This window comes from Streptomyces sp. NPDC057939 (assembly GCF_042887545.1).
GTDB lineage: Bacteria > Actinomycetota > Actinomycetes > Streptomycetales > Streptomycetaceae > Streptomyces.
This window is the reverse complement of sequence record NZ_JBHVPG010000005.1, coordinates 164,056-176,768: the sequence shown is the minus strand read 5'-3', so window position 1 is coordinate 176,768 and position 12,713 is coordinate 164,056. Positions and strand designations below refer to the sequence as shown.

17 protein-coding genes are annotated in these 12,713 nt (G+C 73.7%); 8 read left to right on the top strand and 9 right to left on the bottom strand.

Annotated features, from left to right (window positions below; genetic code table 11):
* The first annotated feature begins 204 nt into the window (after positions 1-204).
* The gene (locus tag ACFVS6_RS08505; RefSeq protein ID WP_389701864.1) at positions 205-582 is read left to right on the top strand and encodes a hypothetical protein; all 378 of its coding nucleotides are present in this window, start codon (positions 205-207) and stop codon (positions 580-582) included.
* Between the two features lie 180 nt (positions 583-762).
* On the opposite strand, the gene ACFVS6_RS08500 is transcribed toward ACFVS6_RS08505, so the two are convergent.
* Positions 763-1,155, bottom strand: coding sequence for a hypothetical protein (locus tag ACFVS6_RS08500; RefSeq protein WP_389701862.1), 393 nt, complete (start codon positions 1,153-1,155; stop codon positions 763-765).
* 288 nt (positions 1,156-1,443) lie between these two features.
* On the bottom strand, positions 1,444-1,713 hold the full coding sequence (locus ACFVS6_RS08495; protein ID WP_389701860.1) for a hypothetical protein: 270 nt from the start codon (positions 1,711-1,713) through the stop codon (positions 1,444-1,446).
* Between the two features lie 102 nt (positions 1,714-1,815).
* Here ACFVS6_RS08495 and ACFVS6_RS08490 point away from each other — a divergent pair, with 102 nt between their 5' ends.
* From ACFVS6_RS08490 to ACFVS6_RS08470, 5 genes are all read left to right on the top strand, one after another.
* Positions 1,816-2,154 carry a thioredoxin family protein gene (locus tag ACFVS6_RS08490; RefSeq protein ID WP_389701858.1) on the top strand — a complete coding sequence of 113 codons (339 nt, stop codon included), beginning with the start codon at positions 1,816-1,818 and terminating at the stop codon, positions 2,152-2,154.
* Positions 2,155-2,312: 158 nt separating this feature from the next.
* The gene (locus tag ACFVS6_RS08485) at positions 2,313-3,548 is read left to right on the top strand and encodes a cytochrome P450 (RefSeq protein ID WP_389701856.1); all 1,236 of its coding nucleotides are present in this window, start codon (positions 2,313-2,315) and stop codon (positions 3,546-3,548) included.
* A 5-nt stretch (positions 3,549-3,553) separates the two neighbouring features.
* Positions 3,554-3,757 (top strand): ferredoxin, encoded by a 204-nt coding sequence (locus tag ACFVS6_RS08480; protein ID WP_389702058.1) that lies wholly within the window; start codon positions 3,554-3,556, stop codon positions 3,755-3,757.
* Positions 3,758-3,874: 117 nt separating this feature from the next.
* Positions 3,875-4,228, top strand: coding sequence for a DUF1304 domain-containing protein (locus tag ACFVS6_RS08475; protein ID WP_389701855.1), 354 nt, complete (start codon positions 3,875-3,877; stop codon positions 4,226-4,228).
* Positions 4,225-4,836, top strand: a complete 612-nt coding sequence (locus ACFVS6_RS08470; protein WP_389701853.1) for a TetR/AcrR family transcriptional regulator — start codon at positions 4,225-4,227, stop codon at positions 4,834-4,836. Before ACFVS6_RS08475 ends, ACFVS6_RS08470 begins: the two co-directional genes overlap by 4 nt.
* Positions 4,837-4,917: 81 nt before the next feature.
* On the opposite strand, the gene ACFVS6_RS08465 is transcribed toward ACFVS6_RS08470, so the two are convergent.
* Both ACFVS6_RS08465 and ACFVS6_RS08460 read right to left on the bottom strand, forming a co-directional pair.
* The gene (locus ACFVS6_RS08465; protein ID WP_383996267.1) at positions 4,918-5,121 is read right to left on the bottom strand and encodes a cold-shock protein; all 204 of its coding nucleotides are present in this window, start codon (positions 5,119-5,121) and stop codon (positions 4,918-4,920) included.
* A 134-nt stretch (positions 5,122-5,255) separates the two neighbouring features.
* Positions 5,256-5,621 carry an HGxxPAAW family protein gene (locus tag ACFVS6_RS08460; protein ID WP_389701851.1) on the bottom strand — a complete coding sequence of 122 codons (366 nt, stop codon included), beginning with the start codon at positions 5,619-5,621 and terminating at the stop codon, positions 5,256-5,258.
* A gap of 90 nt (positions 5,622-5,711) precedes the next feature.
* On the opposite strand from ACFVS6_RS08460, the gene ACFVS6_RS08455 reads away from it, so the two are divergent.
* Positions 5,712-6,206, top strand: coding sequence for a MarR family winged helix-turn-helix transcriptional regulator (locus ACFVS6_RS08455; protein WP_389701849.1), 495 nt, complete (start codon positions 5,712-5,714; stop codon positions 6,204-6,206).
* A gap of 167 nt (positions 6,207-6,373) precedes the next feature.
* Complete coding sequence (locus ACFVS6_RS08450) at positions 6,374-7,873, top strand: DEAD/DEAH box helicase (protein WP_389701847.1); 1,500 nt, start codon at positions 6,374-6,376, stop codon at positions 7,871-7,873.
* Positions 7,874-7,924: 51 nt separating this feature from the next.
* On the opposite strand, the gene ACFVS6_RS08445 is transcribed toward ACFVS6_RS08450, so the two are convergent.
* From ACFVS6_RS08445 to ACFVS6_RS08425, 5 genes are all read right to left on the bottom strand, one after another.
* Positions 7,925-8,860 (bottom strand): class I SAM-dependent methyltransferase, encoded by a 936-nt coding sequence (locus tag ACFVS6_RS08445; protein ID WP_389701845.1) that lies wholly within the window; start codon positions 8,858-8,860, stop codon positions 7,925-7,927.
* 158 nt (positions 8,861-9,018) lie between these two features.
* Complete coding sequence (locus tag ACFVS6_RS08440; RefSeq protein WP_389701843.1) at positions 9,019-10,023, bottom strand: TIGR04222 domain-containing membrane protein; 1,005 nt, start codon at positions 10,021-10,023, stop codon at positions 9,019-9,021.
* Between the two features lie 216 nt (positions 10,024-10,239).
* The gene (locus ACFVS6_RS08435) at positions 10,240-10,812 is read right to left on the bottom strand and encodes a hypothetical protein (RefSeq protein WP_389701841.1); all 573 of its coding nucleotides are present in this window, start codon (positions 10,810-10,812) and stop codon (positions 10,240-10,242) included.
* Between the two features lie 128 nt (positions 10,813-10,940).
* Positions 10,941-11,471 (bottom strand): SRPBCC family protein, encoded by a 531-nt coding sequence (locus tag ACFVS6_RS08430; RefSeq protein ID WP_389701839.1) that lies wholly within the window; start codon positions 11,469-11,471, stop codon positions 10,941-10,943.
* 62 nt (positions 11,472-11,533) lie between these two features.
* A complete protein-coding gene (locus tag ACFVS6_RS08425) occupies positions 11,534-12,541 on the bottom strand; it encodes an NUDIX domain-containing protein (protein WP_389701837.1) in 1,008 nt (335 codons plus the stop codon).
* Positions 12,542-12,713: the final 172 nt, after the last annotated feature.

Here is a 12,713-nt window from a genome sequence, read left to right as displayed (position 1 = left end):
CTCGGTCGGGAGGGCGGGGACTTTCCCCGCCTCTCACCTGTGCGTCGAACGGGAGGCGCCCGGATCGACAGCTCCGGAGGAAATTCTTCGGAGAATTTTTCGGGGCGGCCACCCGACGCGCTGCGGCTCGTCGTCGCGCACGCCACCCACCATCCCTACCGGCGAGTAGGATCGCGGCCCCAGGTCACTCCGAGAGGACTCCCGATGCCCCGCACCCCCTCCTCGCCGCTGCTGCTCGCCGGTCTCCTGGCCGGGTCCGCGGTGGCGCACGCGGCCGTCCCGAAGCAGTTCGACGCGATGGTCCCCGCCTCGCTTCCCGGCACCCCGCGCGGGTGGACGTACGCGAGCGGCGCGATGGAACTCGCGCTCGCCGTCGGCGTCGCGCACCCGCGGACCCGCCGGGTGGCGGCGATGGCCACGGCTGCCTTCTTCGTGGGCGTCCTCCCCGCGAACGTGAAGATGGCCGTCGACGCCCGGCACGGCTCCGCCGCCCGGCTCGCCGCGGCCGTCGGACGGCTGCCGCTCCAGGTTCCGCTGGTGCTGTGGGCCCGCAAGGTGAGCCGCTCGGCGACCTCCGGCTGAGCCGTCCGGAGTTCGCACCCCTCGTACCGCATCCGATCGGGCGGGAACGGCGGAAGAGTCGCACAGAGCCCCCGGTCGCACGTCGGCGGACCGGGGGCTCGGCCGCGCCCGGATCGTGGCGCGCGGGGTCCGGCCTTCCGTCAGGGACGCCCGGGGACGCTCAGGGACACCCCGGGACGGTCAGGAGCACCAGAAGAACAGGGTGTCGTTGACGCGATCGGCCTCCTCGGCCGCTTCCCATTCCTCGGCCTCGAATCGCATGGCCTTGACGAAGTACTCGGCGGTTTCCCGGACTTCCGGCTCCACCAGGTCGAACACGGCCTCGTGGGCCGCGACGAACTCGGCGGCCCGCGCGGTCGGGAAGGTGCCCATCCACGGGACGGTGTCACCGGGGAAGGGCAGGCGCACCGGTGGTCCGGACAGGATGATCTCGGAGATGCCCAGGCGGGGCGGGACGCCGGCCGCGGACAGTTCCTCGTCGACCGTCGAGAACCACGTCCCGCTCGCCAGTCCCCCAGGTCGTGGGTGTCCGAGAAGTGCGCGGCGATCAGCGCGTGCAGGGCGTAGGTCCACGCGGGCCCCTCCTCCCCGTCGACCTCGCCGTCGAGCAGTTGCTCCAGCGCCTGCGCCACGGAGACCTCCAGGTCGATCCCCCGGCTCTGCAGCCGCTCGTCCTTGCGCACGCACTCCGCGCGGACGTAGCCGAGGCAACGCTCCTGATCGGGCGTGCGCTCGACGGCGGTGAGGAGCCTCATCGCGCTGCGCATGTTGCCGGTACTCATCACCAGGTGACCCACTGGCACTTCCTTCCCCACACGACGGAGCTCCATGATCTCCGAGACCCGCCCCCCGGCCGAATCGTCACGGGCTGTCCCCGGTCCAGTCCCAGCGGGAGGGTTCGCCGTGGCGGCGGCGGTAGTGGGCGCGGCCGCCCGCTCCGTAGCGTCCTATCTCGGTCGGCAGCCGGGCCTCCTCGGCCAGCTGCGGAGCGCTCCATCCGGTGACGTCGAGGAGGAGGCCGTCGAGGGGGCCTCCCACGAGTTCGCCGTAGGCGTGACCGGGGCGCGGGCCCGGGTCGGGATCGTCGTGGTCGGCGCCGTAGACCCGGCGCCGCAGCATCCTGTCGTCCATGGGCCCAGCTTCACAGGCCCCACTGACAACGGACCCGGGCCCGGGGCGGCCGGAACCGCCTACGCTGTCGATCACCGCAACGCGAACTGAGGAGCACCACCCATGGCCCGTCGGGTACACCGGCCACTGGAGGACCAGGAATTCGACTTCATCGTCGGCATGACACAGGGCCCGGTCCTCGCCTACTTCATCGGCACCTGGCCCAAGGCCGTCGAGGCCTGCCGGGCGATGGACGTCATCGTCGCGGAGTTGGCCGAGGAGTACGGGACCCGACTGACCGCCGTCCGCACCGACATCACCCGCTGCCCCGGGCCCACCCGGCGCTTCGGCGTGACGGGCGCACCGACCGTCGTGCTCGTCGAGGCGGGCGAGGCGGTGGCCTCCCTGGCCGGGCCGCTGGGCCGCGAGGAGTTCCGCGCGTTCCTGGACGCCCACCTGTAGGCCTGTCGCCACCGTCCCGCGCCGCGCGTGCGGGGTCGGGGTGACTCCTGGCGGGTGAACCCGGGCAGTCTGGCCGAAAGTGGCATAGGTGGGATAGGTGCCTCAGGCATGTAATGGAGTCCGGCGCGACGGAACCATCGCTTGCGAGGTGTTGTCCCATGTCCGAAGCCACGTCCGAAGTCACGTTCGAAACCGCTTCCGGAGTCACGTCCGGAGCCATCGCCTTCCCGCAGGACCGGACCTGCCCCTACCACCCACCCACCGCCTACGAGCCCCTCCGCGGGGCACGCCCGCTGTCCCGGGTGACCCTCTTCGACGGGCGCTCCGTATGGGTGGTCACCGGCCACGCCGAGGCCCGCGCACTGCTCGCCGACGGCCGGCTGTCCACCGACCGCACCAACGACGCCTTCCCCACCCCCACCGCCCGGTTCAAGGGCCTGCGCAACCGACGCACCGCCCTCCTCGGGGTCGACGACCCGGAGCACAACGCGCAGCGCCGGATGCTGATCCCGAGCTTCAGCCTGAAGCGGACGGCGGCCCTTCGCCCCCGCATCCGGGAGACCGTGGACCGGCTGATCGACGCGATGGTGGCCCGCGGCCCGGGGGCCGAACTCGTCTCCGCCTTCGCCCTGCCGGTCCCGTCCATGGTCATCTGCGCCCTGCTGGGAGTGCCGTACGAGGACCACGAGTTCTTCGAGGGGCAATCGCGGCGGCTGCTGCGCGGCCCCGACCCGGCCGACGTCGAGGACGCCCGGCGGCAGCTCGACTCCTATCTGGAGGCGCTGATCCTGCGCAAGCGCGCCGATCCCGGCGACGGCCTGCTGGACGAGCTGATCGCGACGCATCTGGAGACCGGCGGGACGGACGTGGAGGAGCTCGTCGCCCTGGCGGTGATCCTGCTGGTCGCTGGGCACGAGACGACGGCGAACATGATCTCGCTCGGCACCTTCACCCTGCTGCGGCATCCGGAGCAACTGGCCGAGTTGCGCGCCGACCCGTCCCTGATGTCGGAGGCGGTGGAGGAGCTGATGCGGTTCCTGTCCATCGCGGACGGCATGTTGCGGGTGGCGACCGCGGAGATCGAGGTGGGCGGCGTCACGATCCGCCCGGACGACGGGGTGGTCTTCGCCACCTCGGTCATCAACCGGGACGGGGCGGTCTTCGAGGAGCCCGACGCCCTCGACTGGCACCGGCCGACCCGCCACCACCTGGCCTTCGGCTTCGGCATCCACCAGTGCCTCGGGCAGAACCTGGCCCGCGCCGAGATGGAGATCGCCCTCGGGGCGCTGTTCGAGCGGCTGCCCCGGCTGCGGCTGGCCGCCGATCCGGACCGGATCCCGTTCAAGCCGGGGGACACCATCCAGGGCATGGTCGAACTGCCCGTGGCCTGGTGAGCGGCGTGTTGGTCTCCGTGGACCACGACGTCTGCGTCGGCGCCGGGCAGTGCGCGCTCACCGCGCCAGAGGTGTTCACCCAGGACGACGACGGCTTCGGGGAGGTGCTGACCGGCCGCGAGGACGGCCACGGCAGCCCGCTCGTGCGCGAGGCCGCACGGGCCTGTCCGGTGTCGGCGATCTCCGTGCTTCCGGTCCTGGAGGGGTAGCGGCCGGGGGTCCGGGCGCCGGCGGTCCCGGCACGAACCTCGATTTCCTGTACAGTTGTCCAGGAAATCGAGGTCGCCGGGGACGCCGGGGCCCGCCCGGACGGAGTGGAGGTGGCCGTGCACACGGTCGCTCAGGTTCTCATCGGCGTCGTCGCCGCGCTGCACGCGTACTTCCTGGTCCTGGAGATGTTCCTGTGGCAGCGGCCGCCGGGCCGCGCGCTGTCCGGATTCGACGCGGACACCGCCCGGCTGACGGCTCCGCTCGCCGCCAACCAGGGGCTCTACAACGGCTTCCTCGCCGCCGGGCTGATCTGGGGCCTGGTCATCGACTCCCTCGCCACGCAGATCTTCTTCCTGGTGTGCGTGATCGTGGCGGGGATCTACGGCGCCGCCACCGCCAACCGGCGCATCCTCCTCGCCCAGGCCCTGCCCGGCGCGCTCGCCCTGGGCGCCGCGCTGCTCGCCGCGTGACGACGCCGGATCAGCGCCCGGAACGGGCGCGGGCCGAGGATCCCCGGACCGCGCGGACCAGGGCACGGCTGCGCGAGAGCCTGCTCGCCGAATGCGGGTCGGGCCGCGAACTGGCCGAGGTCAGCGTCTCGGCGGTGGTACGGCGGGCCGGCGTCGGCCGCGCCACCTTCTACCTGCACTACGAGGACCTCCCCGCCCTCGCCGTGGACGCCTGCGCGGAAGTGGTGCACGCGGCGGTCGACGCCCTGCACGCCTGGCAGGCCGGCCCGGGCTCGGTCGCCCCGCCGCGGCCGCCGGCCGCGCTGGCCGAGTACCTGTCCGGCGCCGCCGGGCACGCGGCCCTGTACCGGAGCCTGCTCCTGCCGGGCGGCGGCGGTCCGCTCGGCGAGCGCCTGCACCGGGAACTGCGGGACCGCGCGCGGAGCGAGCGGCTGGCCGTCGGCGCCCCGCACGCGGACCTCGTCGCGTCGGCGGTGGCGGCCGCCTTCACCGGCGTGCTCGCGGACTGGCTGCACGGACTCGTTCCGGACACCGACCCGTCCGCGCTCGCCGACCGGGTCTGGGCCCTGCTCAAGGCCCTCCACCGCACCCTGCCCCCGACCGACTGACCCGGACGCACCACCACGTGCGGGAGCCCCCGCCGGTGGCCGGCGGGGGCTCCTCGTCACAGGTCGGCTCGCGAAGCGGTGCTACAGCGTCACCACTTGCTCGGCCTGGGGTCCCTTGGGGCCCTGCGTGACGTCGTACTCGACCTTCGCGCCCTCGGCCAGCTCCTTGAAGCCGGTCGTCTGGATCGCGGAGAAGTGCACGAACACGTCGGGGCCGCCGTCGTCCTGCTGGATGAAACCGAACCCCTTCTCCGAGTTGAACCACTTCACGGTGCCAGTTGCCATCAGTACTGATCCTTCTCAACGTTCCACGCGGGCCGCACGTGCAGCCGTCTCGATAGTGCCCACCCACCACTCGCGGCACACTCCGAACGCGGCCAACCGTGGCACTTCGAACGCATGACCGCATCGCCGGCGGGTCACATCGCCCTGTCCCCGACGGGCAGCGACGCGGCCGGTCGCGGGGCGCGGGCGACGGCGGCCCGGCGGCGGCCTCCGGCGCGGCAGCCCAGGCAGTCGGCGTGTCCCGCGCGGGCGGCGGTGTCCCGGACGCGCCAGTCCCACTCGGCGCGCGGCCGGGGGCCGCTCGGCTTGCCCCAGCCCGCGAGGTGGAGCAGCCACGTGACGATTCCCGCCACGACGACCAGGCCGAGACCGAGCCGGATGCCGGGCGTCCAGGCCGCGCACAGGGCGGCACCCGCTCCGGTGCAGCCCAACAGGGCGAGGATGGTTCCGGTCCAGCCGGCCACGGTGTGGCCGAGGTCGACATCGCCGTGCGCGCTCATGATTCTCCCTGTGGGTACGGGCGCCAGTACGCTCGGAGCAGGATCTTTTATCTCACGAGCTAAGTAACTTAGATACTAAGGAGTGTGTGCGTGCACGGCAAGTCCCGCCCCCCGGCCACGGCCGGTGAGGCCATCGCGCGCATGGACCAGTACGTGGCCCTCGGCCTCATCGGCCAGCAGGAAGTGGCCCAGCTGCTCGGACTGAACGTCACCGACCTCACCTGCCTGGGCCACGTCCTGGGCGCCGGGGACGCCCCGCTCTCCGCCGGCGACCTCGCCGAACTGACCCAGCTGACGACCGGCGCCGTCACCGGCGTGATCAACCGGCTGGAACGGTCCGGGTACGCGCACCGCCGACCGGACCCGAGCGACCGGCGCCGGGTACGGGTGGTGGCCGACCCGGCCGCCGCCCTGCGGGTCGTCGCGGTCTACGAGCCCTTCTACGCCCGGCTCGGGGCCCTGTTCGCCGACTACTCCCCCGACGAGATCGCCGTCATCGCCGACTGGTTCGGGCGGGCCACGGCCGAGATGCAGGCCCACCTGACCCGCGTGCGGGCCGGGGAGATCGGCCCCCCGCCCGCGTAGTGACCGACTGGTAAAATGGGCGGGAAACTTGAGGCGCGGGACGCTTGCACCCGACGCGGACGCGTACGACGAGCCGGGGCCCGTACCGAAGGGGTACGGACCCCGGCTCGTCGCCGTTCACCGTCCCGTCCATCCTCCGCGCTCGCTCTCCTCACGGAAGGTTCTGCATGAAGAACCCGTCAGCTCACGGGCGTTTCGGCATCAAGGCCGGAACGAAGGCAGGCTCCAGGCCCGGCGCCAAGGGCGGCGGCAAGACGCCCCGCACCCTCGGCCCCCAGGGCGAGTTCACCATGCCCCGGACGGCCACCCCGGCGCTGCCCGCGGTGACCTCGTTCGAGGAGCTCGACCTGCCCGCCGAGCTGGTGAGGACCCTGGCCGAGCAGCAGGTGCGGGAGCCGTTCCCGATCCAGGCCGCGACGCTGCCGAACTCCCTCGCGGGCCGCGACATCCTCGGCCGCGGCCGCACCGGCTCGGGCAAGACGCTGGCCTTCGGCCTGTCCCTGCTGGCCCGCACCGCGGGGCAGCAGGCCGACCCGAAGCGACCCCTGGCCCTGATCCTCGTACCGACGCGCGAGCTGGCGCAGCAGGTCACCGAGGCCCTCGCACCGTACGCGCAGGCCCTCAAGCTGCGGATGGCCACCGTCGTCGGCGGGCTGTCGATCGGCCGCCAGTCCGGCGCGCTGCGCACCGGGGCGGAGGTCGTCGTGGCAACGCCGGGGCGGCTGAGCGACCTGGTCGGGCGGCGGGACGTGCACCTGGAGCGCGTGCGGATCACGGTGCTCGACGAGGCCGACCAGATGTGCGACCTGGGGTTCATGCCGCAGGTCACCGAGATCCTGGACCAGTGCCACCACGCCGGTCAGCGGATGCTGTTCTCGGCCACCCTGGACCGCAACGTCGACCAGCTGGTGCGCAGGTACCTGAAGGACCCGGTGTCGCACTCCGTGGACCCGCAGTCGGCGTCCGTGGGCACGATGGACCACCACGTGCTGCACATCCACGCCGCCGACAAGATCTCGGCCGCGACCGAGATCGCGGCGCGCGAGGGCCGGGTGCTGATGTTCCTCGACACCAAGCACGGGGTCGACCAGTTCGTGAAGCACCTGCGGGCCATGGGCGTCCGGGCCGAGGGACTGCACAGCGGGAAGTCCCAGCCGCAGCGCACCCGCACCCTCGGGCAGTTCAAGGACAGCATGATCACCGTCCTGGTCGCGACGAACGTCGCCGCCCGGGGCATCCACATCGACGACCTCGACCTGGTGGTCAACGTGGACCCGCCGGCCGACAGCAAGGACTACCTGCACCGGGGCGGGCGGACCGCCCGCGCGGGCGAGTCCGGCAAGGTCGTCACCCTGGTCACGCCCAACCAGCGGCGGGACATCGTCCGCCTGATGGCCGACGCCAAGATCCGGCCGACGATCACCCAGGTGCGTTCCGGCGAGGCGGCGCTGAGCCGGATCACCGGCGCGAAGGCCCCGTCCGGGGTGCCGCTCTCCGGGGCCGCGCCGACCGACGCCAAGGGCCGGCCCAGCGGCTCCGACCTCGGGTTCCGCGGGATCGGCACCCGCCCCGGCCGCCCCGGCAAGGGCAAGGAGTCCCGTAAGACCATCGAGGCGCGGCAGGCCGCCGAGGCCCGCCGCGCGGCCCGGGTGCGCAAGGGCCTGTGACCCGCGGGCGCCGGACCCCCGGGGCGGGGGCCGGCGCCGCACGCGACCCGGTCAGGCCCGGCGCCGCCGGCGGACGATCGCACGGGTCACGAGCGGCGGGAGCAGGTCCTTGGCGAGCTTGCGCCACCGGGCGCCCGGCCGCGGCGCGGGCCGCGCGGCCACCGGCGCGGTGACGACGTGCTCCACCGGCTCGGGCTCCTTCAGCGGCTTCGGCGCGGGCGGCGCCGCCACCCCCTCGTCGCCGATCCGCACCAGCGGCCGGCCGTGCACGATGTCCACGCCGTGCCACAGGCCGGGGCGGCCCTCCAGCCAGGCCAGCAGATCCGCCTGGTAGGGGGCGGGGTCGCCCCAGGTGGCGTACAGCTTCAGGGGCGATACGGCGATCACCCGCAGTTCGCCCTCCGCGACCGCGGCCCAGACGGCGGCAGCGACGCCGGGACAGTGCTCGGACCGGTAGTCGTCGAAGACGACCACGGCGTCCTCGCCGGCGACCAGCCGCGAGGAGGCGATGTCCTGGACCACGTGCTCGTGCAGGTGCGAGGCGTCGATGTGGACGAAGCGGCAACTGCCGTGCTTCACACGGTCGGAGACCACGGAGGTGGGCGCCTGGATGACCGTGGGCAGCGCCTCGTGGAAGGCGAGGTAGTTCGTCTCGAATCCGCGCCGGGTGAGCGTCGGATAGGAGTCGCGCGTCTCGGCGAGGTTGAAGTCGTCGGGCGCGGGTGAATCGAAGAGGTCGCAGACGGTGAACTCCTCACCGTCGCGCAGGTATCCGCCCAGGAAGATGGCGCTCTTACCCATGAAGGCGCCCAATTCGACTATGTCGCCCGGGGTTTGGGGGTCCTGGTTCTGACGGGTGAGGAACCAGTCGAACAGCACCTGGTCATACGCCGAGAACCAGCCCTTGACCTCGCCGAACGAACGGGGGACGGGCGGTGCAGGCTCATCGTCGGGGGTGGTGACGGAAGCCTGTGAAACGTGCGACACGGAGAGTCATCCTCCAGTGGAGTGGCATCGGTTCAACGCTGATACCTGGCCAGGTATTGAGGACCATAAGCCCTCGTACTGGCGTCTGACGAGACTTCGCGGAAGGGACTGCTTCCACTTCGTCCGCGGGGCGGCGCGGCGAACACCGTACGCGGACCTCAGAAACCGCCGCCGCAGCCGCCGCATCCCGCGCATCCCGCACCGAGGGACGGAGGGTCCGACACCGTCCGGTCGCCGGCCGAGGAACCGGAGGGACTCGACGAGCTCGACGGGCTCGACGGGCTCGACGGGCTCGACGGGCTCGACGAGGAACAGGGGTGATCGGCGGCGTCGTCGGCGTCGTCGTCCTCGTCATCCTCCTCGGGATCCGGCCCGCCGACCACGGCCAGGGCGAGCGCGGGCAGCGTGAGGGCGTTCAGTCCGTGACGGCTGACCTCCGCGACGGTCCTGCGGTTCCCGGCCGGCAGGCGGGTGCCGCGGTCGGGCCTGGGTTCCCAGCTCTCGTCCGCGAGGGCGCGCTCGTACCGAACCCGGCCGGCGGGGCTCGCGCCGCGGGCGCGCGGCCACTCGTCGCGGCACGCGTACCAACCCGCCCAGCAGACCAGGAGCAGGGCGAAGGCCCCGAGCGGCCGGAGCCAGTGCCAGGGGCCGTCGGCGGCGGCCGACCAGATCACCGCGGCGATCCCGAGGATCCCCGTCAGGCACGCCACCGCGGCCTCGAAGTCGGTGGCGTCGCGGACGCCCTTCTCGCGGGCCTTGTCCATGGCCAGCCCCTGTTCGACGAGCCGGGCGGCGACGTGGGCCACGGCAGCCGAGCCGGCCGTCTCGTCGCGCACGGCGGCGGCCGGCCTGACGTCGCCCGCGCTCCTGCGGGCGAGGACGGCGGCCTGCACCGGATCGCGCGGACGGCGACCGGTCAGGTCGAGCCGGTGGTCCGCGGTGACGGGCAGCCGGCCCGCGAGGTGCAGCGCCGCCATCGCCGTCTCGGCGACGGCGGCATCGCCGTTGCGCAGGTAGGCGACCTCGTACATCGTCAGCGCGTCCCGGGCCGGCCGGGGTGTGCGCGCCCGGGGCCGGGTCATGCGGCGGTGGGCCAGGACCCGCAGGAGGTCGGCCGCCGCGAGGAGGACGGCGGCGGGAACGAGAAGGTACGCAAGCCACACGACTACCCCCCGGTGTACGGCTCTTGGGGACGAGTGTGGGGCCGCCCCGCGGACCCGGCAACACCCCGGGCGAATGCCGCGCGGGGTGTCCGCGACCAGGTCGTCCCTTTCGGGGACTGCCGGTCGGGTCCGCCTCGTCCGGCACCGTGCCTCGGCGATGCCGGACTCCCGTGCACCCGACCTCCTCGGGTGTCCCGGCCGTGCGGCGAGGGAGCGCTAGCGTGCGGAGGGGTCCTTGGACAGGGCCAGGCGGCGCAGGCGCTGGGCTGCGGCGTTGCGTGCGCGGCCGGTCCGGGCGGAGGCCGCGAGGACGGCCAGCGCCTCGTACGGGGCCGGGGACAGGGCGGCGGTGTGCTGGCACCAGTCGGACGCGGCGGTGAGTTCCGCGGCCGACCACGCGCCCCCGGCCTCCATCGTCTTCAGCAGGGTCCACTCCCGCAGCCGGCGGGCCGGGAAGGCCCGTCCGTCGACGGCGGGCCGCAGGGAGCTCGCCCAGCGGGGGAACGCTCCGTCCGCCGGGAGCCGCACGGCCCGCCGGTCGAGGTGGGTGACGACGGCGCTGTCGGCCATGACGGGGTCGGGGTCGCCCAGGACTGCCGCCACCGCCTCGGCCTCGGCCCCCGTGCCCGCGGCCGCGGCGAGGCGGTCGAGGTGCCCGGCGTAGCCGGAGCGGCCGGGGGCGGGCCGCGGCGCAACGGGCGGCGGGACCGGCCCCGGGAGCTGCTGCCCGGCCTGGCCCGCCGGGTCGTCGCCCTGCCCCCGGATCGTCTGGTGCTCGCGTATCCCCATGCGTCCATTCCACACGACCGGGGTGAACGGAGGGCGCGCAGGGTCCCGTAGGGCCGCTGCCGGGGCGGCGGATCCCGTCGCGACGGTTCGCCGGATCCGCCATCCCCGGGATCCGCGGCCCGGCGGGATCAGCGGCCGTGGGCCTCGTGGCCGCCGGAGCCCTGCTCCTCGTCGTGCCCGGGTTCCGGCAGTGGGGCGCCCGTCTCCAGCAGGGTCTTGAGGCTGGAGGCCAGCAGGGGCCAGGCGCGGCCGCACATGCCGACGAGGGTGCCGCCCGGTACGAACCCCTCGTGGTGGACGGTCAGCCGTGCCAGGGTGTCGCCGACCGGCTCGATCTCGTACGTCACCCGCGTGCGCGGCTGGCCGGCCAGCTCGGCGCGCAGTTCCTCGTCGATGCCGACGGCGGCGGCCCACTGCGGCGTGAAGGTGTGCCAGGTGTAGGAGAGCCTGCGGTCCGGTACGCAGTCCAGGACCACCTGCTCGGGGTCGCTGGTGCGGGCCCCGCGTTCGACCCAGGCCATGGCTGATCCCACCGCCCAGTCCGTCTCGAAGCTCAGGCCCCAGTAGCGCCGGGTGAGGGCGGGCTCGGTGAGCGCCTGCCAGACCCGGGCCGGGTCGGCCTGGATGTACAGGGTGTAGGTGATGTCACTGTCGGTCATGGGCCCATGCTGCGGGACCGGCCGCCCCCGGTACCGGATTGGTCGGGTCGCGGCGGGCGCCGTCACCAGCGGAGGCCGTGCTCGGGAAGTTCCGTCGGCGGGGTGCGGGGCGGCTCGGGCAGGGAGAGACGGGCGCGGGCGGCGCGTACGGCCGCGAGTTCGTGGTGGCCGGCGGGGCCCCAGTCGCTGAGCTCCCGCACCTGTTCCGGAGTGGCCAGCAGGCGCGCGTACGCGGGATCGGGGGCCGGGGTCACCGCGGTGAGCCGGGCCGCGGTGCGGGCGAGGGCGCCCCGGTCGGCGTAGCGGTAGCCCAGCGCGGTGGCGGCGACGGCCGGTTCGGCGGTGGGCTGCGGCAGGTGTACGGCGCCGGTCGCGCGGGCGACGAGGAGCAGGACGCGGCCGTCGGGCGCGAAGAGCCAGCCGGAGCGATCCCGTACCGGCAGGTGAGCGGGGACGGGGCCGGGGATCCAGGCGCCGTGCTGCGCGGTGCGCCGGGTGCGCAGGACGCCGAGCCGGTCCAGGGCGGTGGGGGTGGTGGGCCGTCCCGCCTCCAGGAGGGCGGGTCCGCCGCCGCCGATCCGGGCGCGCAGGGCGGACAGGGCGCGGCGGGCGTCGGCCGGCTCCATCAGGGTGGTCAGGTCGGCGGGCTCGGCGAAGTCGATGCCGGTGACCTCCTGTGCGGGGAGCCGGACGGACCGGATCAGGTCCGGGTCCCAGGTACCTCCGTCGTACACGTGGAGGATCTCGCCGGGAAAGCCCATCTCGGGCGGGAAGCCGGGGGTGTCCGCCGGGATCCAGTCGACGGCGAGGCCGTGCGGGTAGTGGCCCTCGACGCCCAGTTCCTCGCGCATCTCGCGGGCGGCGGCGGTGGCGGGCGACTCCCCCGCGTCCACGGCGCCGCCCGGCAGCAGCCGGTCGGCACGGTAGTCGACGCTCTGGACGAGGATCCGTCCGTCGGGGTCGGTGACGAGGACGACCGCCGCGGTCCAGAGCGTGGCGCGCGAGGCGCCGTACTCCCGCGGGGTCATCCAGGTGCCCGGCCGTCCGGGATCGTCGGTCAGCTGCGGCATCGGAACTCCGTTCACCGTGGGTGGACCCGCCGGGCTGTGCAACAGCGGGTGCGGTCCCCGGGTTACGGCGGACATCGGGCGGAACACCCAGATCGGCTTTACCCTCGCTATACCTCCTTATGACCTGGTTATGTCGATCTTGATACCGTCCGCCATGCGGGCTGGCGGCGTG

Coding starts and splice junctions, on each gene's coding strand:
- ACFVS6_RS08485 (WP_389701856.1), top strand. CDS start 2,313: ATGTCCGAAGCCACGTCCGAAGTCACGTTCGAAACCGCTTCCGGAGTC.
- ACFVS6_RS08460 (WP_389701851.1), bottom strand. CDS start 5,621: ATGAGCGCGCACGGCGATGTCGACCTCGGCCACACCGTGGCCGGCTGG.
- ACFVS6_RS08430 (WP_389701839.1), bottom strand. CDS start 11,471: ATGACCGACAGTGACATCACCTACACCCTGTACATCCAGGCCGACCCG.
- ACFVS6_RS08450 (WP_389701847.1), top strand. CDS start 6,374: ATGAAGAACCCGTCAGCTCACGGGCGTTTCGGCATCAAGGCCGGAACG.
- ACFVS6_RS08490 (WP_389701858.1), top strand. CDS start 1,816: ATGGCCCGTCGGGTACACCGGCCACTGGAGGACCAGGAATTCGACTTC.
- ACFVS6_RS08505 (WP_389701864.1), top strand. CDS start 205: ATGCCCCGCACCCCCTCCTCGCCGCTGCTGCTCGCCGGTCTCCTGGCC.
- ACFVS6_RS08465 (WP_383996267.1), bottom strand. CDS start 5,121: ATGGCAACTGGCACCGTGAAGTGGTTCAACTCGGAGAAGGGGTTCGGT.
- ACFVS6_RS08425 (WP_389701837.1), bottom strand. CDS start 12,541: ATGCCGCAGCTGACCGACGATCCCGGACGGCCGGGCACCTGGATGACC.
- ACFVS6_RS08495 (WP_389701860.1), bottom strand. CDS start 1,713: ATGGACGACAGGATGCTGCGGCGCCGGGTCTACGGCGCCGACCACGAC.
- ACFVS6_RS08435 (WP_389701841.1), bottom strand. CDS start 10,812: ATGGGGATACGCGAGCACCAGACGATCCGGGGGCAGGGCGACGACCCG.